The 21,326-nt window shown below is 42.0% G+C and carries 16 protein-coding genes; 2 read left to right on the top strand and 14 right to left on the bottom strand.

Annotated features, from left to right (window positions below; genetic code table 11):
* Window positions 1-72 precede the first annotated feature (72 nt).
* The 3 genes from ORI98_RS15620 to ORI98_RS15610 form a co-directional block, all read right to left on the bottom strand.
* A complete protein-coding gene (locus ORI98_RS15620; protein WP_306135849.1) occupies window positions 73-492 on the bottom strand; it encodes a hypothetical protein in 420 nt (139 codons plus the stop codon).
* Window positions 476-1,339 (bottom strand): hypothetical protein, encoded by an 864-nt coding sequence (locus ORI98_RS15615; RefSeq protein ID WP_306135848.1) that lies wholly within the window; start codon window positions 1,337-1,339, stop codon window positions 476-478. The genes ORI98_RS15620 and ORI98_RS15615 overlap by 17 nt, the downstream gene beginning before the upstream one ends.
* A gap of 1,659 nt (window positions 1,340-2,998) precedes the next feature.
* A complete protein-coding gene (locus ORI98_RS15610) occupies window positions 2,999-4,528 on the bottom strand; it encodes a leucyl aminopeptidase family protein (RefSeq protein WP_306135847.1) in 1,530 nt (509 codons plus the stop codon).
* A gap of 193 nt (window positions 4,529-4,721) precedes the next feature.
* Here ORI98_RS15610 and ORI98_RS15605 point away from each other — a divergent pair, with 193 nt between their 5' ends.
* Window positions 4,722-6,182 carry an aminoacyl-histidine dipeptidase gene (locus tag ORI98_RS15605; protein ID WP_261297479.1) on the top strand — a complete coding sequence of 487 codons (1,461 nt, stop codon included), beginning with the start codon at window positions 4,722-4,724 and terminating at the stop codon, window positions 6,180-6,182.
* A gap of 52 nt (window positions 6,183-6,234) precedes the next feature.
* Here the strand turns inward: ORI98_RS15605 and dinB are convergent, their stop codons facing one another.
* The gene (dinB, locus tag ORI98_RS15600; protein WP_306135846.1) at window positions 6,235-7,317 is read right to left on the bottom strand and encodes a DNA polymerase IV; all 1,083 of its coding nucleotides are present in this window, start codon (window positions 7,315-7,317) and stop codon (window positions 6,235-6,237) included.
* A gap of 131 nt (window positions 7,318-7,448) precedes the next feature.
* Between dinB and ORI98_RS15595 the strand changes: the two genes are divergently transcribed.
* Window positions 7,449-8,132, top strand: coding sequence for an FMN-binding negative transcriptional regulator (locus ORI98_RS15595; RefSeq protein WP_306135845.1), 684 nt, complete (start codon window positions 7,449-7,451; stop codon window positions 8,130-8,132).
* 87 nt (window positions 8,133-8,219) lie between these two features.
* Here ORI98_RS15595 and bfr (ORI98_RS15590) read toward each other — a convergent pair whose 3' ends face one another.
* The 10 genes from bfr (ORI98_RS15590) to dnaK form a co-directional block, all read right to left on the bottom strand.
* Window positions 8,220-8,687 carry a bacterioferritin gene (gene bfr, locus ORI98_RS15590; protein ID WP_261297476.1) on the bottom strand — a complete coding sequence of 156 codons (468 nt, stop codon included), beginning with the start codon at window positions 8,685-8,687 and terminating at the stop codon, window positions 8,220-8,222.
* Window positions 8,688-8,844: 157 nt separating this feature from the next.
* The gene (gene bfr / locus ORI98_RS15585; protein ID WP_261297475.1) at window positions 8,845-9,315 is read right to left on the bottom strand and encodes a bacterioferritin; all 471 of its coding nucleotides are present in this window, start codon (window positions 9,313-9,315) and stop codon (window positions 8,845-8,847) included.
* Between the two features lie 208 nt (window positions 9,316-9,523).
* Entirely contained in the window at window positions 9,524-12,745 is a 3,222-nt protein-coding gene (gene carB / locus ORI98_RS15580) for a carbamoyl-phosphate synthase large subunit (protein ID WP_306135844.1), read from the bottom strand.
* A gap of 23 nt (window positions 12,746-12,768) precedes the next feature.
* The gene (gene carA, locus ORI98_RS15575) at window positions 12,769-13,926 is read right to left on the bottom strand and encodes a glutamine-hydrolyzing carbamoyl-phosphate synthase small subunit (RefSeq protein ID WP_261297616.1); all 1,158 of its coding nucleotides are present in this window, start codon (window positions 13,924-13,926) and stop codon (window positions 12,769-12,771) included.
* A gap of 173 nt (window positions 13,927-14,099) precedes the next feature.
* Window positions 14,100-14,915 carry a 4-hydroxy-tetrahydrodipicolinate reductase gene (gene dapB, locus ORI98_RS15570; RefSeq protein WP_306135843.1) on the bottom strand — a complete coding sequence of 272 codons (816 nt, stop codon included), beginning with the start codon at window positions 14,913-14,915 and terminating at the stop codon, window positions 14,100-14,102.
* A gap of 93 nt (window positions 14,916-15,008) precedes the next feature.
* Entirely contained in the window at window positions 15,009-15,626 is a 618-nt protein-coding gene (locus ORI98_RS15565) for an FKBP-type peptidyl-prolyl cis-trans isomerase (protein ID WP_261297472.1), read from the bottom strand.
* Window positions 15,627-15,715: 89 nt separating this feature from the next.
* Window positions 15,716-16,522 (bottom strand): M48 family metallopeptidase, encoded by an 807-nt coding sequence (locus ORI98_RS15560; protein ID WP_306135842.1) that lies wholly within the window; start codon window positions 16,520-16,522, stop codon window positions 15,716-15,718.
* 42 nt (window positions 16,523-16,564) lie between these two features.
* Window positions 16,565-17,800, bottom strand: a complete 1,236-nt coding sequence (locus ORI98_RS15555) for a DEAD/DEAH box helicase (RefSeq protein WP_306135841.1) — start codon at window positions 17,798-17,800, stop codon at window positions 16,565-16,567.
* A gap of 134 nt (window positions 17,801-17,934) precedes the next feature.
* Window positions 17,935-19,062, bottom strand: a complete 1,128-nt coding sequence (gene dnaJ, locus ORI98_RS15550; protein WP_261297469.1) for a molecular chaperone DnaJ — start codon at window positions 19,060-19,062, stop codon at window positions 17,935-17,937.
* Between the two features lie 124 nt (window positions 19,063-19,186).
* A complete protein-coding gene (dnaK, locus tag ORI98_RS15545; protein WP_306135840.1) occupies window positions 19,187-21,103 on the bottom strand; it encodes a molecular chaperone DnaK in 1,917 nt (638 codons plus the stop codon).
* Window positions 21,104-21,326 lie beyond the last annotated feature (223 nt).

The raw sequence follows: 21,326 nt of genomic DNA, 5'->3' as shown, positions 1-21,326 counted from the left end.
CAAAAATAGTGGGTTAAAATGTGTAGCGAAGCGAAACGTAACCCACTGTTTTTGTTCCATTTAAATGCCTTGTTACACGTTTTTCTGAAGTAACTTAGTTGTAAATCCATCTTTAAAATGAAAAAAGCTAGCTAGAACAAACACAATAATTTGTAAAGTTCCTAATTCAATTGTTGGCATAGCTAACATTCCAAAATATAAAGCTATTGATATTACAACTAGTAAGAACCTCTTCGCCGTATACCAGCCAAAGTGTTGCTCACTAGTTTTAGTACTCACTGAAGCTACCGCTTTAGAAACTTTCGATGTAATTTGACCAAAGATCAAACACGCTGCTAACGACCATTCAGGCGCAAGTATAATTTCTTGCCACGTTGCAATATAAAGTTTAACTGCAATTAATAGAAGAAAAGGAATGGCAATGTATAGATATTCCGCCTTTAGCTCGGCAAAGGTAGCTTTTCTTTCTTGAGAACTAAGAGTACAACTCATATTGATGACCGTTAAATCGCGTGATATTCGTAATGCTGATTATTTTAGCATTTCTAATTTGTTGCTGCCCTTTACCTTTAGGAGGAGTGTAAATGTCTAATGCAACCTTTGCCTCTATTATATCTTTAGGACCTATTGGGGGAACTAAACCATCTTGATACCTTTCCAACCAATCTTTATGGGTTATTCTTGCGCTAAACCCTTTATTCGACGATAAACTCCGAAAAGACCATACAGAGTTTCCTTCATTTACTGATACTTTGACATAAAGGCGATCATCGAATTCTTGACTATTGGTCTCGCCTAGAAACATTTCTTTTGGATTGCCATTAAAACGCCACGAGGTGTTTAACTTGCATTCATGTTCTTCTTTATCTCCATTTTTTATAATGACAGATTCGCCATCTTTAATTTTTTGGTTAGCGACGGAGAATTTTTGTAAGACACTAGCAAGTCCTTGCCTGTCAATATGCGGATCTGCTATTTGATTAGGTAAATTTTCAGCTAAAGATGTTTCTATATCGGCGGCTAATCCCTCTACCTGCTCTTCACTTTCTGTCACGTCGACATCTGTTAATTCTTTAAACAATTCATTTCCAGAATTATAAAATGCAGCCTCAAAAATCTGATCTATTTTACCTGGAATTGCGGTTAACTTACTAAGAATTGAGCCTTTCTCTATGCCATTAAGCTCAAAATCAAAATCTGTAGTTATTCCAACTGAACAACTTAGAAGTTGCCCAAAATCACGGTAGGCATTGATATACAAAGCCATGGCTTCAAATACTTCGGCTGGATTCTGCCGCTTTTCTAAGTAATCTAGCTTTATTGATAGTTCGGGTTTCAAATCTACATCCTATATATTGCAATATGGCGATATGGCTTAACGTGTAACAGCTTATTGAACGGCGCATCATTCAATGTCGGCCATTCAAGTTATTGATTAATAACATCCTAAATTTGCTATCTTATTGATGTAAAGCACTTTTTATTTCAAAAATCGCAAAACAAAGCGTGCAAAATGTTTTTCAATATTATTTTTCTACTTACTTGCTGAAAAACATTATAAAAATTAACACCTTACAAAACCCTCGCTTCAATAACACCTACTACTTATGAATGATTTTTGACCTTATATTTCGTCAATCTGCCGAAAACCATTACAACTGTATAAATGAAAGCGGACGAATTTATCAAACATAGAAATTAGTGAAATTAGTGAAATTAGTGGGGTTGAGTAAACATTAAAAAGGGAGTCGAGCGTTTCAAGTTATTGAATGGCTTCTTCTTCCCTAAATGGCGTGCTCGATGATTATGTTCGAGATTACCCAACTCTGTCCTTAAGTTTTTATAATTTAACCTAGTTTATATTTTAAATTCAATATTTTACTTTGATTTTTGTTGATTAAGTCACAGTAGGCCATAACGGTAATCCAAACAATTGCCTGCCCTAGGCTGACCACTAGCTGATATTTTGTATTTTCGATTTTGCATCATTGGTCGTCTGCATTTAAAGATGGGTTGCATAATTTGAATTGAGGCCATATTCCAAACAAACCTTGGGGCAAAACCAAGCTATCTTTCAAATCAAAACTTATAACAAATGATGCTAAATCGAAGAGATAAAATGACCCAGTGTAGATACGGCTGAGGGTATCGAAAACAGGGACGTTTTCTTTAAGCGGCCATGGATGGCGTACAGCGTCCCGAAGCAGTATCTGCACATAAGCATGCTGCAGGCAATTGATTACCATAAAGGTAAAAGCACAAACAGACACAACCAACACCAACTCAGATAGACACTAAACCAAACATTACCAATGCTGCCCAACGCCACCCAGCTAAATAAAAAATGCCAAACCTTCATTCGAAGGACAACAAACTTTGGGGACATAAACAACAGACAAAAAAAAGCCTACTCATAAGAGTAGGCTGACATGTATCAAGCATCCAATTGGGGAAAAGGAAAGCTAGTATCACTTGGGGGAGTGATAAGGGAATCAATCAAGTTGATCAATTACCCGAGTCAAAACGTCAAAACGACGAAAAAAAGGTGGTGAATAGTCAAACGGAAATAAGTAAAGCGATTTAAAACTTCATGGCGAATAGACCGCCACGCAAAACCTCTGGGTTAATCCAAGTGTTCTGCCAATAAATTTTGCCATTGCCTAAATAAGACATAATACATTCTCCAAATTAAAGTTGTTAAACCTAGTAGTGGCTCTGGTCCGTGGAACTTACTTTTTCTCAATCCATTGAGACAACTTTCTTTCACTCTTTTCCTTGGAGATAACATCCATCCTGGATTTACTAGTATTGACGGCGTCACGCCAGCCAACGAGAAACATTATACGAAACTGTAATTAAATTACAAGTATTTTTTGATCTTAATCATAAAAAACCTTTATTAGGTAATATCATTACAAAATAAAGGTTTTAACAATTACAGATCAAAACATTAACATTGCAGCAAGTTACTGTTATTTAATCAAAAAATATCAACGAATCAATCATTGGCAAAATGTAATAAAGCAACCAAAGGTTGTGCTGTCGGTTTACCGTATAAAGGGTCACCTTCTGTCGCACTGCCTGCGATGTCGATATGGGTATAACTCAGCGGTAAATCACTTTGCAAACCATGTAAATCTAACCCTGATGCTTTTAATAAAAAGGCAGCAGGATATTGATGACCACGTGCGGTAACAGATGAAGGTCCATTATTAGATGAGATCACATCGGCTGCGCCATTTTTATCTGCGACTTTATCGAAATCCTCAGGGCGTAAATAAGACACCTCAAAAGGTTCAGCCCATTGTTGACCAATCTGTTGCAGCTTTGCAGCAACGCCTTGCTGTTTGGCCACGGCATTTTCAACTAAGGCACTATAACCGCCGTAAGCGCGAACAACGTGCCCCGTTAATGTGGCCACCGAGAACAAGCTTGGGGCTGTAGCTTGGCTTGCTTGAATACGTAGATGTGATAATAAGTCGGCCAGTACTAAGCGCCCTTCTGCATCGGTATTACCGATACGCACCCGCACGCCAGCATGACTTGTTATAATTTCATCGGTAACAAACGCTTCGCTGCCAATGCTATTGCGCACTAAACCTAACTCTGCAATAACCTTAATCCCCTTAGGTTTAAGCAGTGATAATGTTTTCATTAACCCCGCAACCGCAGCTGCGCCACCTTTATCGCGGCTCATGCCTGCCATACCACCGGCTATTTTAATATCCGCGCCGCCGGTATCGTATACCACGCCTTTACCTGCAAATAACAAGGTTTTGGTTATCTGCCCTTCACCGGTATATGCCAGTTTCACCACCCGTGGATGATGCCTTGCTACATCAAAAGAACTGCGGCCAACCGCACTCAGCAAAGGGTAATCTTTGAGTAAAGTGTTTTTGTCCTCAACAACGGCAACATCAAGACCACTGTCTTTAAAAGACTCAACACAGTAATCGGCAAAATGAATCGCACTCATGCGCTCTGGCTCAGTGCCACATAAATCACGCGCTAACACTCTGCCCGCTTCTAGGGCATTTAACACATCACTTTTGGGTAGACTGCTCATAACACCTATCGCATTAAAAGCCGGTAATAATGATTGGGCTTCGCGGGTTTCAAGGGGTTGCCATAACGCTTGTCCACATGCCAGCGCGGCGACTTCAGTTGCAAAACTGAACCGATGATCTTTTGATACAGCCACAATTAACAAAGGTTTTTTGGCCCCAGCATCTTTAGCAATCGTAATACCTTCTTTGGCGGCTTTAGCATAAATACGCACGTCGGCGTAGTCATCATCTCCGTTGACTGGCGCGATAATCAAGCGTCCACCAGCCAATCCTGGAGCAAATAATAAGGTGGCTTGTTTACCAACCCGATGATCAATTTGCTTGGCATGGTCGGCCAACAAAGTAATTTCTTGTTGGGCAACGTCATTAAGATTAGGGGTAACGACCACAACGGCATCAAAACCCTCTCCATCAAAAATCGCTTGATCGTTATTTACATCAATAACAGGTACCTGAAACATGATTTTTCCTTATTCTTGTTGTCACTATGGCGATGGAAGCGAGTAAACTTTTTTAAGATTACATCAGCTTTTAAAGTTAATTAATATTTACATAATAGCGTTTATACGTCGAAGAAAAACCCGCTGTGTCACAATGGCATTTAAACAGCCTATGGTAGAATAATGCCATATTTATTCAGATTGAGGACGTTCCGTGACCGCATTAAACCAATTATACCCACAACCTCTATGGCAATGGTTCGAACAAATTTGTGCTATTCCCCACCCATCTAAGCATGAACAAGCATTATCAAATCACATTCAGCAATGGGCAAAAGGTAAAGGTCTTAGCGTTGTTGAAGACAAAGTCGGTAATCTTATTATCCGCAAGCCTGCCACACCAGGCATGGAAAACCGCAAAATTGTTGTGCTTCAGGCACACATTGATATGGTGCCACAAAAGAATGCCGACAAAGTGCATGACTTTGAAAAAGATCCCATTGAAGCCTATGTTGATGGCGAATGGGTAAAAGCTAAAGGCACTACCTTAGGTTCAGATAATGGTATTGGTATGGCATCTGCTTTAGCTGTGCTCGCCAGCGATGACATTAAACACGGTCCACTAGAAGTGTTATTAACCATTGATGAAGAAGCCGGCATGACGGGCGCTTTTGGATTAGAAGCGGGTTACTTAGACGCAGAGATTTTGATCAACACCGACTCTGAACAGGAAGGTGAGATCTACATGGGTTGTGCTGGCGGTGTGGATGCGCAGATATCTGTGCCCTTGTCATGGCAAGCACCTGAATTAAGCAACCAATCATTTAAACTCACATTGTCGGGTATTAAAGGCGGCCACTCTGGGGTAAACATTCACCTTGGTCGTGGTAATGCGAATAAATTACTGGCGCGATTCTTATTTAAATATAGCGATGAATTAGCCCTAGAATTAGTCGATTTCACCGGTGGTTCACTGCGTAATGCCATCCCTCGTGAAGCCAGCATTAGCTTTATGTTACCTGCTGAAAATGTTGATGCCTTAAAACAAGCTATCAGTGACTTTCAAGCCGTAGTGCGTGCAGAGTTAGCGATTGCTGATCCAAGCATGCTACTGACCCTTGCATCAATTGACGCCCCAGCGAAAGTGATGGGTGAAGATGCGCAAAACTGTTTAATCGATTTCTTACATGCTTGCCCCAATGGCGTGATGCGCATGAGTGATGAAGTTGCAGGCGTTACAGAAACATCGTTAAACGTGGGCGTGATAAATACTGAACAAGAAAGCGTTGAAATATTATGCTTAATTCGTTCATTAATTGATTCGGGTCGTGATGAAGTGCAAGGCATGTTAAATGCGTTGGCTAATTTAGCGGGTGCCAGCATTGAGTTCAGTGGGGCTTACCCTGGCTGGAAGCCGGATAACAGCTCGCCGGTTATGGCGATTGTGCGCGACACCTATAACGACATTTACAAGAAAGACCCAACCATTATGGTGATCCATGCTGGTCTTGAATGTGGCTTATTTAAAGAACCCTACCCTACAATGGACATGGTATCGATTGGCCCAACCATTCGCTACCCACATAGTCCTGATGAAATGGTGAACATTGAAACCGTAGGCCAATACTGGCAATTATTGTTAGCAGTATTAGAGCGCATTCCTGAAAAAGCTTAAACCGCTGGTACCGCTAGCTCAGCTTTAATATCAGCAGTTGAGTGAGCGGAATTTAAAACTGCAAATCGAGTTGGGTAACTGACTTAGTTTGCAGTTTTTTTTCATTCGACGCATTCATATCAGCCAAGCCAACACTTACCCCTAACAATCTTATGCCTCTACCATTACTGCGCGCTAATGCTTGTGCTAATAAGTCATAAAACAGATTAACTGACATTTCAGCACTGCGATGTTCTATGGTGGTTTGCTTAAAATCATTAAATTTAATCTTTACCACTTGCTTGTTAATCAGCCGGTCTTTGGCGCTGCGACTGACTCTGGCATCTAACTCTTGGATTAATTGCGGCATGACCTGATGACATTGCGCGAGGGTAAAAATGTCTTTTGCGAGGGTGGTTTCGACCCCTACCGACTTTCTTACTCGATTACTGGTAATCGGCCTACAATCGATACCATTGGATCGTTCAATAAGTACTGCACCAAACTTGCCAAAAGCTTCAAGCAATTTGTTTTTAGGATACTGCTGCACATCGGCACAGGTTTCTAGCCCTAACAACGACAGCTTTTGCGCCGTCACCTTACCCACTCCAGGAATTTTCTTTAATGGCAAGGTTCGGACAAATTCAGGAATTTCATCAGGGGTTATCACATACTGACCATTAGGTTTGTTTAAGTCGGATGCTATTTTGGCTAAAAACTTAATTGGCGCGACGCCCGCCGATGCCGTTAATCCTGTTTCGGATTCAATGTCTGCTCGAATAGCTTTAGCAATTAAAGTGGCACTACCGTGATGTAACTGGCAATCAGACACATCAAGAAATGCCTCATCTAAAGATAAAGGTTCAATCACATCACTATATCGATTAAATATCTCTCTTATCTGCTGCGATACCTCTTTATAAACCTGCATACGGCCGGGCACTAATACCAAGTTAGGACACAGCTTTAATGCATGATAGCTAGACATTGCTGAGCGAACACCAAATTGACGAGCCGCATAATTGCAGGTACTGATCACTCCACGACGATCACTGCGTCCACCTACTGCAATGGGTTTATCACGCAATTCAGGAAAATCACGCATTTCAACTGCGGCAAAGTAACAATCCATGTCGATATGAATAATTTTACGCATAGTGTTATCAAAAATGATCAGGATGATTGATAATACTGTATATAAAAACAGTATTCAATATGAGGGTGGCTAACAAGTTATCAAATAACTCAAGGTAACGGATGTAATATTTAGAAGAGTGAACCCATTGCATGTTACGCCTAAGTCTCTATGATGCTCAATCAACTTATTACAATGGACGTAAACCTATGCATGTGCCTGAAAAATGGAAAATGACAGCAACCAGCGATATTCAAAAATTTATTCAACAACATGGTTTTGCCTTGATTGTTTCAAGCGATTTAGAAGCATCACACCTACCGCTATTGCTTGAGCCATCAACGACAGAATATGGCGTGTTGTATGGCCACTTTGCCAGAACAAACCCACACTGGAAAAACATCGTCGGCCGCTCGGTTCTGTGTGTTTTCAATGGTCCGCACGCGTATATTTCACCAACCTGGTATGACGCTTATCCGGCAGTACCAACTTGGAACTATATTACTGTTCATGCCAAAGGGGTGCTAGAGTTAACCGATGATAAGACAACCTTAGCGATGCTCAATGCCACTATTGATAAATATGAACCCAGTTTACTCGAGTCATCCTCAGACACGAATGAGGGCTTTATTCCCCAAGCATTTCAAGACAAACTCACCAAAGGTATTGTCGGGTTTAAAATTGTGATTAGCGAATTACAGGCAAAACAGAAACTAGGCCAACATCGCTCCTTAGCGGATCAACAAGGCGTGGCGACTGGGTTAGCAAAATCAGCAGATTTAGATGCTCAACACTTACTGAGCTATATGCAAGCCAATAATATCGGTATCGGCTGATATTTTATAAAGTGACTGACATAAATAAAAAGCCCAATGTCTTGCGACATTGGGCTTTAAATTAAAATGTAGGGTTAAACCAATAAATTACATTTTAGTTTGTAGATAGTTTTGTAAACCAACACGCTCAATTAAACGTAATTGCTTTTCTAACCAGTACATGTGATCAGACTCAGTATCATCAAGTAAAACCTCTAAGATTTCACGGGTTTGGTAATCGCCTTTTTCTTCACATAGCTTAATAACTTTACGTAAATCGTCAGCAACTTTGTATTCATACTGTAAGTCATTTTTTAGCATTTCTTGCACATCTTTACCGATGTTTAGCGCTTCACGGCTAGCAACATCTGGCGTGCCTTCTAAAAACAGAATGCGCTGCACTAATTTAGCTGCATGGACTTTCTCGTCGTCAGACTCATGAAGAATACGAGTATATAACTCATCAAATCCCCAATCTTCGTACATATGAGCATGGACAAAATATTGATCCATTGCTGATAGTTCGCCTGTTAATAAGCTGTTTAGTGCGTCAATGACTTCTGGATTGCCTTTCATAATCTTGTCCTATTCGTCTTAAATTTGTGATTGAATCAGGTATTTAATATGAGGTTGAGCAATCAATGCCTGTATCTCAATCCAAACTATATGCCCTGCTTCATCTCCACCTTTAAGTAGCTTTTAACGCTAATCGAGGTGACATAATATTGTGCTATTAATCTTTAATTTGTGATTGAAGATAGTTTTGGATGCCAGTCTGGCCGATAAGCTCTTGCTGAGACTCAATCCAATCTAAATGCTCTTCTTCATCTTCAAGCAAGTCTTCAAGTAAATCACGGGTTACGTAGTCTTGTTCTGTTTCACACAATTTGATCACGTCGCGGAGTACCGCAATTTGCTCTGTTACCGCTTCTTTATCGCAGCTCAACATTTCTTCAGCTTCTTCACCAATACGCAGCTTATCAAGTTGCTGTAAATTGGGTAGACCTTCAAGAAACAGTACACGCTCAATGAGTTTGTCAGCGTGCTTCATATCCTGAATCGATTTTTTGTATTCTTTTTCGTTTAGCTTCTCTAAACCCCAATGCTTAAACATACGCGCATGTAGGAAGTATTGGTTAATCGCTGTCAGTTCAAAGGTTAATACGCGATTTAACTGACTGATGACTTTTGGGTGACCTTTCATAATGATGTCCTTGATAGCAAAACTTGATCTGGATCAATGTCGAACAGGATAGTGCAACAGACCATAAATTGCAAATTTTCCTTTAAATTCATACACATAATATTGATAACCATTATCATTATAACTAAGGTTTGTAACTTAAGTTAAATGGCGCTCATAAAAAAAGCCTTCAAAATGAAGGCTCTTTACAATGTATGCTCGCTAAAAACTAGCCAGTGATACGTTTATGCAACTCTTGCACCGAGTTTACATTGGTACGGTCATCTGCCGCATGCGCAAGACATGTAGCAAAAGCAGCATTCAATGTTGTGGTGTAATTCACTTTATAACGTAATGCACCGCGACGGATTTGACGTGAATCTTCAATCGCCTGACGACCTTCAGTAGTGTTAACAATGTAGGTGTACTCATCGTTCTTGATACGGTCAAGAATATGTGGACGGCCTTCATGAACTTTGTTCACCAAACGAGGGTTAATACCCGCTTCACCTAACACAACTGCGGTACCATGGGTTGCATCAATCTCGTAACCAAGCTCAATTAACTTAGCGGCAAGTGCAGCAACACGCTTTTTATCACTGTTACGAACAGATAATAAAGCACGCCCTGATTTAGGCACTTCAGACGTCGCACCTAACTGCGCTTTAGCATACGCTTCAGCGAAGGTTTCACCCACACCCATCACTTCACCTGTTGAACGCATTTCAGGCCCTAATAAAGGGTCAACGCCAGGGAATTTATTGAAAGGTAACACCACTTCTTTTACCGAGAAGAATGGCGGGATAACTTCTTTAGTGAAGTTTTGCGATTTTAAGCTTTGGCCAGCCATCACTCGTGCAGCAATTTTAGCTAACGGAACGCCAGTCGCTTTAGACACAAATGGAACGGTACGCGCTGCTCGTGGATTAACTTCAATCATATAGATTTCGTTATCTTTCACCGCAAACTGGACGTTCATTAAGCCAATAACACCTAACTCGAATGCTAACTTAGAGACTTGCTCACGCATTTGTGCCTGAATATCTGCGCTTAAGCTGTATGGAGGTAATGAGCAAGCAGAGTCACCAGAGTGAACGCCTGCTTGTTCAATGTGCTCCATAATCGCGCCAACAACCACGGTCTCGCCATCACATACTGCATCAATATCCACTTCAATCGCATCATCTAAGAAGTGATCAAGTAATACGGGTGATGCGTTAGAGACTTTAACGGCTTCATTAAAGTAGCGCAGTAAATCTTGCTTGTCGTATACGATTTCCATCGCACGGCCACCTAATACATACGATGGACGAACCACTAGCGGGTAACCAATTTTTTCAGCTTCGATAACCGCACTTTCAACCGTTGTTACCGTTGCGTTTTCAGGCTGCTTCATACCAAGACGTTGAATCGCTTGCTGGAAGCGCTCACGGTCTTCTGCACGGTCAATCGCATCAGGACTAGTACCAATAATTGGCACACCGGCGGCTTCTAGTTCACGCGCAAGTTTAAGTGGCGTTTGGCCACCATATTGAACGATAACGCCCTTTGGCTTTTCGATACGAACAATTTCTAATACGTCTTCAAGAGTTACTGGTTCGAAATAGAGGCGATCTGAAGTATCGTAGTCGGTTGAAACCGTTTCTGGGTTACAGTTAACCATGATGGTTTCATAGCCGTCTTCACGCAAAGCTAACGCCGCATGAACACAACAGTAATCGAACTCAATACCTTGACCGATACGGTTAGGACCACCACCTAATACCATGATTTTTTCACGATTTGATGGGTTCGCTTCACACTCTTCTTCATACGTGGAGTACATGTAAGCGGTATCGGTTGAGAATTCCGCCGCACAGGTATCTACACGCTTATAAACAGGGTGAATTTCGTGACGTTGACGTAACTTACGAATTTCGCTTTCATTCACGCCAAGTACGTCAGCTAAACGTACATCAGAGAAACCTTTACGCTTTAATTGGCGTAAAAAGTTTTGCTCTAAACCTGACATGCCTAACTCAGCCACTTTTGCTTCTTGGGCAATCAAATCTTCGATTTGAATCAAGAACCAGTGATCAATGTTAGTTAACGTGAAAATGTCATCACGGCTTAAACCTGCACGGAACGCATCAGCTATGTACCAAATACGGTCACAACCAGGCTCTTTTAATTCATGACGGATTGTTTGCATGGCTTCAGGTGATTGTAAATCGACAATCGGGTCGAAACCACTACGGCCTACTTCAAGACCACGTAATGCTTTTTGCAATGACTCTTGGAAAGTACGACCAATAGCCATCACTTCACCCACAGATTTCATTTGCGTTGTTAGACGGTCATTGGCACCGGCAAACTTTTCAAAGTTAAAGCGTGGAATTTTAGTCACAACGTAATCGATTGCAGGCTCAAACGATGCTGGTGTTTTACCACCAGTAATATCGTTACTTAGCTCATCAAGGGTAAAACCAACCGCTAACTTAGCGGCGATTTTAGCAATCGGGAAACCTGTCGCTTTTGAGGCTAGTGCAGATGAGCGCGACACACGCGGGTTCATTTCAATAATCACCATACGACCGGTTTTAGGACAAATACCAAACTGTACGTTTGAACCACCGGTTTCAACACCAATCTCGCGCAGTACTGCTAAAGAAGCATTACGCATTAATTGATATTCTTTATCGGTTAAGGTTTGCGCTGGTGCGACTGTGATTGAGTCACCAGTGTGAACACCCATTGGGTCGAAGTTTTCAATCGCACACACGATAATACAGTTATCGTTGCGGTCACGAACCACTTCCATCTCGTATTCTTTCCAACCAATTAATGATTCATCAATCAATAACTCGTTAGTTGGCGACAAATCTAAGCCTTGAGAACAAATCTCTTCAAACTCTTCTTTGTTGTATGCAATACCGCCACCGCTGCCACCCATGGTGAATGATGGACGAATAATACACGGGAAACCTACCATATCGAGAACGCCATAGGCTTCATCCATATTGTGGGCAATACCCGCACGTGGACAATCTAATCCGATAGATTTCATGGCTTTATCAAAACGGCTACGGTCTTCTGCTTTATCAATCGCGTCAGCTGTTGCGCCAATCATTTCAACGTTAAATTCTTTTAGTACGCCTTTCGCTTCAAGCTGAAGTGCGCAGTTCAGTGCCGTTTGTCCACCCATTGTAGGTAGAATGGCATCTGGACGCTCTTTAGCAATAATGTTGCGTACAACTTCCCAGTGAATTGGCTCGATATATGTCGCATCGGCCATTTCAGGGTCGGTCATAATAGTGGCTGGATTAGAGTTAACCAGGATCACACGGTAGCCTTCTTCACGAAGGGCTTTACAGGCTTGAGCACCTGAATAATCGAATTCACACGCCTGACCAATTACAATTGGACCGGCACCTAGGATAAGAATACTTTTTATATCGGTACGTTTTGGCATTGCTTCTCTCTTCTCCCAGATAACTACTTAGCGTGCTGACGATATTGTTCAATAAGCTCGATAAAATGTTCGAACAGTGGCGCGGCATCGGTTGGCCCTGGGCTAGCTTCAGGGTGTCCCTGGAAACTAAATGCAGGCTTGTCGGTTAAATGGATACCTTGTAAAGAGCCATCAAACAGCGACTTGTGTGTCACTTTGATATTGGCGGGTAATGTGGTTTCATCGGCAGCAAAACCATGGTTTTGACTGGTGATCATCACAGTACCTTTTTCGATATTGCTCACAGGGTGGTTTGCACCATGGTGACCAAATTTCATCTTTAAGGTTTTTGCACCTGAGGCGAGTGCGAGTAATTGGTGACCTAAACAGATACCAAATACTGGGATGTCTGTTTTTAGGATTTCTTGAATCGCGGTGATGGCATAATCACATGGCTCTGGATCGCCAGGACCATTTGATAAAAACACACCATCTGGGTTCATTGCTAAAACATCTGCAGCAGGCGTTTTAGCGGGTACAACGGTAACATCACAACCACGGTCAACTAACATACGTAAAATATTACGTTTTACGCCGTAGTCATAAGCAACAACTTTGTATTTTAATGCCGATTCTGGCGTGTCAGAGGGTAAACCACCGACTAACTTCCAGCTACCGTTACGCCATTGATAAGCTTTATCGGTAGTCACTTCTTTGGCTAAATCCATGCCTTTCAAGCCAGGGAATGCTTTTGCTTCCGCTAAGGCTTTTGCTTCGTCTAGATCACCCACCATAATACAACCGGCTTGGGCACCTTTTTCACGCAGGATACGGGTTAACTTTCGGGTATCGATATCCGCTATACCAACCACGTTATGCGCTTTTAAGTAATCACTTAAAGATTGTTGGTTACGGAAGTTACTAGCAATTAACGGCAAATCGCGAATGATTAAACCACAAGCATGAACCGAGTCCGATTCTGTGTCTTCATCATTAGTACCGGTATTACCGATATGCGGATAGGTTAAAGTTACTATTTGGCGTGAATATGATGGATCCGTTAATATTTCTTGGTATCCGGTCATTGAAGTGTTAAAAACCACCTCTCCAACTGAAATACCTGATGCACCAATTGCAGTGCCAGAAAATACGGTTCCATCTTCGAGTACGAGTAAGGCAGACTGTGTCAACGCGACCTCCAGAAAAGAGCCAAGCCATTGAAATTATTTTATTTTATTTTGCACTAAGATACCAATTTCCGCTGTTTTACGAAATTTTGACAAATTTCGGCGATTTTACAGGAATTCCCCAAAGTCGTCTATAGCGGTAAAACTGTTTTTCAAAAAAAACCACCATATCAATGGTGGTTTTTAATTTAATCATTTAGTCCAAGGACCTGCTGCATATCATACAGACCCGGATTTTGATCATATAGCCAATACGCTGCACGCATTGCACCATTTGCAAATGTCATACGACTAGATGCTTTATGGGTGATCTCTAATCGTTCACCAATATCGGCAAACATTGCAGTATGTTCACCCACTAAATCGCCAGCACGTATCGTCGCAAAGCCAATGGTTTCACGATCACGCTCGCCAGTGATCCCTTCGCGGCCGTAAACAGCACACTTTTCAAGATCTCTACCTAGCTTTTTAGCAATCACTTCACCCATTTTAAGTGCTGTACCTGAAGGCGCATCTTTCTTAAAACGGTGGTGGCCTTCAATGATTTCGATATCGGTGTAATCACCCATCACTTCAGCGGCAAGTTCTAGCAACTTCCACATCAAGTTAACGCCAACAGACATGTTAGGAGCAAATACCACTGGCGTTTGCTCTGCATATGCACCAATCAGTTCTTTTTGAGCGTGATTAAAGCCTGTTGTTCCTATGACCATGGCTTTACGATTGCGCGCACACCAGTCAAGATGAATAATTGACGCTTCGGGCGAAGTAAAATCAATTAGCACATCAAAATCATTGATCACACTGTCTAATGAATCAGTGATGGCAACATCCATCGAGCCAACACCTGCTAACTCACCAGCATCAACACCAATTAGGGTGGAGCCAGAACGCTCTAAGGCTGCGCCAAGATGGATGAGTGCCTGATGTTTAGCTGATTCAATTAACGTGCGACCCATACGGCCACTGGCACCCACAACGGCGACTCTCACTTTTGCTGTCATATGTCCTCCCAGTGAAAGTCTGCTAAGCATCTTACACTTGATAAATCGGCTATATACAAAAACGCCTAAGATGTCTTAGGCGTTAATTAACGATTAGATAATGTCTAACAATTCAACTTCAAACACTAATGCAGTGTAAGGAGGAATAGATGCACCTGCACCACGTTCGCCATAGGCTAAGTGATGTGGAACGAATAATTTAAGCTTGGTACCAACTGGCATTAATTGTAATGCTTCAGTCCAACCAGCAATAACACCAGAGACAGGGAACTCAGCAGGTTGACCGCGAGTCACAGAGCTGTCGAATACGTCACCGTTTAAGAAAGTACCGTGGTAGTGAGTACGTACTGTAGAATCAATTGTTGGCTTCTCGCCATCACCTTGAACAAGCACTTCATATTGAAGACCTGATTCAGTTACGATAACACCATCACGTTTAGCGTTGTCAGCTAAAAATGCATCAGCTTCTGCAGTTGCATTTTCTGCAGCTGCTTCTTGTGCAGCTTGTAAACGACGGCTAATTTCAGTGAAAGCCGTTTGTAGGTCTTCCATAGACACTTGGCTTTCTTTACCTGAAAATGCATCTGCTAAACCAGCTTGAACAGCAGGAATATCAATTCCTTCAAAAGGGTTGGCGGCTAATTGCTCACCCATTTGACGACCTACACCATAACTTGCATGCTGCTCCATTGTGCTGAACACATCTGACATAATTTCTTTCTCTCATTTGAACAATTAAAAATTTTACGGAGTTTATCACATTTAAACCGCGCTTGCTGCGAAAATGCCGAATAATATGGCTATTTTCGGCCGTTGATTTTACATTCTGTCAAAGACTGTTTTCTAGCTTGAATATAAAGCGGCATAACTTGGTTTTGAGCCGCTTGTAATTCCTCAATGCGAGTGCTGTGTGATGGATGGGTAGACAGTAATTCAGGCCCCTGGCTACCACCGGCTTTCGCCATATTCTGCCAAAGTGTGACACTCTCTTGTGGATTAAAGCCAGCTTTTGCCATTAACTCTAATCCGACAATATCAGCTTCACTTTCTTGATGTCTGCCAAAGGGTAAAATAATACCGACTTGAGTGCCTAAGCCTAAACCTGCCATATATAAATCTTTATTGGCAACACCGCTAGCACCCAGTGCTGCATCAGCCACCTGCATGCCGATACCAGTAAGCTGCGAACGCGATACTTGCTCATTGCCATGTTGCGCTAATACGTGGGCAACTTCATGGCCCATTACCGTCGCCAGTTGGTCTTGGTTTACGGCCACGTTTAATAAACCGGTATACACCCCAATATGCCCACCGGGTAATGCAAAGGCGTTAACCTGTTCCGATTCAAATAACACCACTTCCCATTGCTGACTTTGATCTGGTAAAACCGCAGTGATCCGTTTAGCAATGCAGTTCACATAAGCGGTTTTGATTTTATCTTGGCTAATCTTTTGATCTTTTTTCATCGCGGCAAAAGATTGCGCGCCCATTTGTTGCATCTGCGCGTCAGAGAATAATAAAGTTTGGCTTCTACCCGTTGGTGATTTAGTGCTAACACAACCGAATAATAACGCGGTAATACAAAGCGATAATGCCAATTTATTCATTTTTCTATCCTTTTAAAAATACTCGTTGATCTGAGGTTTACTTTATCGAGACCGATTGCGTTTAGCAAAATCACTCATGATCTTTTTATTTGCTGTACGGCGATTGGCTTGTTTGTCACGCGGTGGCCGCTTACTATCACGATTAATAGGCTTATCGGTAACCGGAAAATCAGCCAAAGTTTGCAGGGGTAAGGCGTGATCTGTTAAGTGCCTAATAGCCTCTAAACCAGCTAATTCAGCATGGCTGACTAATGATAGCGCGATGCCGCTTAAACCCGCTCGTGCTGTGCGACCAATACGATGTACATAAACAGTGGCTTGCGGTGGCAACTCGAAATTGACCACCACTGGCAAGGCTTCGATATGAATACCTCTGGCTAACACATCGGTTGCTATCAACACTGTCAGTTGTTGCTGCTGAAATTGAGCCAATGTTTGCGCTCGAAGTTGTTGCTCTTTGTCGCCGTGCATAGCGGCAGCATTGATCCCTGCTTTTAACAGTTTTTTGCATAGTGCATCAGCATCATCTTTGGCATTCACAAACACCAACACTTGAGACCATTGATGCGACTTAATCAGCTCAATAAGGACTTTAGCCTTACTACCTTTGTTTACATGATAAATGGTTTGCGCAATATCTTCGACTGGACGATTAACGGTACTTGCTTCTATCCGAGTAAATGGCTTAGATAAAATATTGCTGGCTAATTCCGCTAAGGTTTCTGGCATGGTGGCAGAAAATAACAGGGTTTGCCTTGGTGGCATTAACGCCAGTAAGGCATTTAAATCATTAATAAACCCCATATCCAGTAAACGATCCGCTTCATCTAACACCAAGGCCTGTAAATCTGCAAAATTAAGCACACCTTGTTGCACTAACGCTAATAATCTCCCCGGTGTGGCAACAATAATATTGACTGTTTTTGTTAGGCGCTCAACTTGTGCAGTGATTTCTTCACCGCCACAAATAACCTCAAGTGTAAGATTGATGGCCTGACTGAGTGGCATTAAGCTTTGACCCACTTGTGCGGCCAGCTCGCGTGTCGGCACAATAATGACCGCAGACAAACAGTGAGTATTCGTCGGTATATTTATGCGGTGCAATAAAGGCAAACCATATGCGTAGGTTTTACCACTACCAGTTTGTGCTAACGCCAATACATCCTTACCCGTTAAAACAGCGGGAATAGCTTGCTGTTGAATGGGACTTGCCACTGACACACTAGCTGGTAATGCATCGATTAAACCAGAATGAAGAGAAAATGAGGTCAATGTCATTGAATTGCGCCTAGTTACAAGGAAAAGAATTTTCCAACAATGGCCCGATTATATCATTCACTCAAACAAAAAAGGCTGCTTACTTAAGTAAACAGCCTTGCTTTTGATATTTCGTTTAACCTAGCTGATTGCCATTAGCTATTTAAATCTTGAAAGAATTTTTTCACGCCATCAAAAAAACCTTCTGCTTTTGGGCTATGTTTTTTTGATTCGCCAGTTAACGTGGCTTCAAATTCACGTAATAATTCTTTTTGCTTTTCATTTAGGTTAACCGGAGTTTCCATAACCACTTTACACAGAAGATCGCCGACTGCATGGCTACGTACTGACTTAACCCCTTTACCACGTAAGCGGAACATACGACCCGTTTGAGTCTCTGTTGGGATTTTAAGGCTGACTTTACCATCAAGTGTTGGCACTTCAATCTCGCCGCCTAAGGCTGCTTTACTGAAAGAAATTGGCACTTCACAATAAAGATTATTGGCATCACGGGTGAAAATACTGTGCTCACGTACACTAACCTGAACATATAAATCACCTGGAGGCGCACCAAATTCACCTGCTTCACCTTCTCCGGTTAAACGAATTCTGTCGCCGGTATCAACACCTGCTGGAATTTTAACCGACAAGGTTTTGCTCTTTTCAACTCGGCCTTCACCATGACACTTGTTACAAGGATCTTTGATGATTTTGCCGCGGCCATGACACGTTGGACAAGCCTGTTGAACAGCAAAAAAACCTTGACGCATCTGTACCTGGCCCTGGCCATGACAGGTGCCACAAGTGGTTGCTTGCGTGCCTTTTTTCGCGCCGCTGCCATCACAAAGATCACAAGCAGCGAGTGTTGGGATGCGTAATTCTTTGGTTAAACCGCGAACGGCTTCTTCAAGAGATAACTCTAAGTTGTAACGTAAATCACTGCCACGTGCTGCTTGACGCTGACCACCACGACGTCCACCGCCGAAGATATCACCGAAAACATCACCAAAAATATCACCGAAGTCGCCTTGTCCACCATGACCGCCGCCACGATTAGGATCGACACCCGCATGACCAAATTGATCATAAGCCGCTTTTTTATCGCTATCGGTTAAAATTTCGTAGGCTTCTTTAACTTCTTTAAAGCTCGCTTCTGCCGCTTTATCACCAGGATTGCGGTCAGGGTGAAATTTCATCGCTAAACGCTTGTAGGCTTTTTTAATTTCACGTTCACTGGCATCACGACCGACACCAAGAACTTCGTAAAAATCACGCTTTGACATAGTGTTTTGCTTCTCGAAGGTTTGCTTAAAATTGATTAAGTATGATTGTGCAAACGGGCGTTAGAGGTAAGCCTCAACGCCCGCTTTATACTAACTAGTTGCTTTCGCTATCAAAAGTAACTAATTATTTTTTGTCGTCTTTCACTTCTTCGAACTCAGCGTCAACAACATCGTCAGCAGGGTTAGCTTGCTTGCCAGCATCAGTTGCTTGCTCTGCGCCGCCTTGTGCTTTAGCTTGAGCAATTTCCATCAACTTAGCAGAAGCTTCGATTAATGCTTGTGTCGCTTTATCAATGGCTTCTTTGTCATTGCTTTTAACAGCAGCATCAACTTCAGCCATTGCAGCTTCGATTTTCTCTTTGTCTTCAGCGGGTAAATCATCACCAGCTTCAGTCACTTGTTTCTTAGTAGAGTGTACTAAACCATCAGCTTGGTTGCGCGCTTGAACTAACTCTTCAAACTTGGCATCTTCATCTGCGTTAGCTTCTGCATCACGTACCATTTGCTCAACTTCTTCATCAGACAAACCAGAGTTAGCCTTGATGGTGATGTTTTGCGCTTTACCTGTTTTCTTGTCAGTTGCAGACACTTTTAAGATACCGTCAGCATCGATGTCAAAAGCAACTTCAATTTGTGGTTGACCACGTGGTGCTGGCTCAATGCCTTCTAGGTTAAATTGACCTAAAGATTTGTTGTAGCTAGCTTGCTTACGCTCACCTTGTAGCACGTGAATGGTCACCGCACTTTGGTTGTCATCAGCAGTAGAGAATGTTTGGCTCGCTTTAGTCGGGATAGTGGTGTTCTTCTCGATAAGCTTAGTCATTACGCTACCCATGGTTTCAATACCAAATGATAACGGTGTTACGTCAAGTAGAAGTACGTCTTTCACCTCACCAGAAAGAACACCAGCTTGAATCGCAGCACCTACGGCAACAGCTTCATCTGGGTTAACATCTTTACGTGGCTCTTTGCCAAAGAAGTTAGTTACCGCTTCTTGTACTTTAGGCATACGTGTTTGACCACCAACTAAGATAACTTCGTTGATGTCTGATACTGATAAATCGGCATCAGCTAAAGCAACTTTTAACGGCTCTAAAGAACGTTGGATTAAGTCTTCAACTAATGACTCTAACTTAGCACGAGTGATTTTAACCACTAAATGCTTAGGACCTGTTGCATCAGCTGTGATGTAAGGTAAGTTAACTTCAGTTGAGTTGGTGCTTGATAATTCAATTTTCGCTTTTTCAGCCGCTTCTTTTAGACGTTGCATTGCTAAAGGATCTTTACGTAGATCTAAGCCTTGGTCTTTTTTGAACTCGTCTGCTAAATAGTTAATTAAACGGTTATCAAAGTCTTCACCACCTAAGTGAGTGTCACCATTGGTTGCTAATACTTCGAATGTTTGGTCACCGTCATTGCTGTCGATTTCGATGATTGAAATATCGAATGTACCACCACCTAAATCGTATACCGCAACAATGTTGTCGCCTTGTTTTTTATCAATACCATAAGCTAATGCCGCTGCTGTTGGTTCGTTGATAATACGTTTAACTTCAAGACCCGCGATACGGCCAGCATCTTTTGTTGCTTGACGTTGTGAGTCGTTAAAGTATGCAGGAACAGTAATTACCGCTTCGGTAACTTCTTCACCTAAAAAGTCTTCTGCGGTTTTTTTCATCTTTTTCAAGATTTCAGCAGAAACCTGTGGTGGAGCCATTTTGTGACCACGTTGCTCTACCCATGCATCGCCATTATCTGCAGCGATAATTTTGAAAGGCATGATGTCAACGTCGCGCTGAACTTCGTCATCTTTAAAACGACGACCAATCAAACGCTTGATTGCGAAGAAAGTATTAGCAGGGTTTGTCACTGCTTGGCGTTTTGCAGGCTGGCCTACAATTGTTTCATCATCGGTATAAGCAACAATAGAAGGGGTTGTACGATCACCCTCTGCGTTTTCAATCACGCGTGCTTTACCGCCATCAAGGACAGCCACACATGAATTTGTTGTGCCTAAGTCGATACCAATAATTTTGCCCATGAGGTCCTCCGAAAATTGACGATATTCGTCATAAATTTGTTGTCTGATATTGATATGGGGGGCACTGAGATGATTTCAAGCATTTTTTTACTTTAAAATCTTGGCTTTTTTACCGCCCAAATCCTTCTTACCAATGTATATAGGGGCGCGAATTTCATTTACAAGGGGCAAACTTAAAAATTTATGCTGTTTTCCTAATATGAGTTATGGAAAAATACAAATT

Source organism: Shewanella sp. ULN5, from assembly GCF_030731885.1.
GTDB lineage: Bacteria > Pseudomonadota > Gammaproteobacteria > Enterobacterales > Shewanellaceae > Shewanella > Shewanella holmiensis.
The sequence above is the reverse complement of the archived record's forward strand: the minus strand, read 5'-3'. Positions and strand labels throughout refer to the sequence as shown.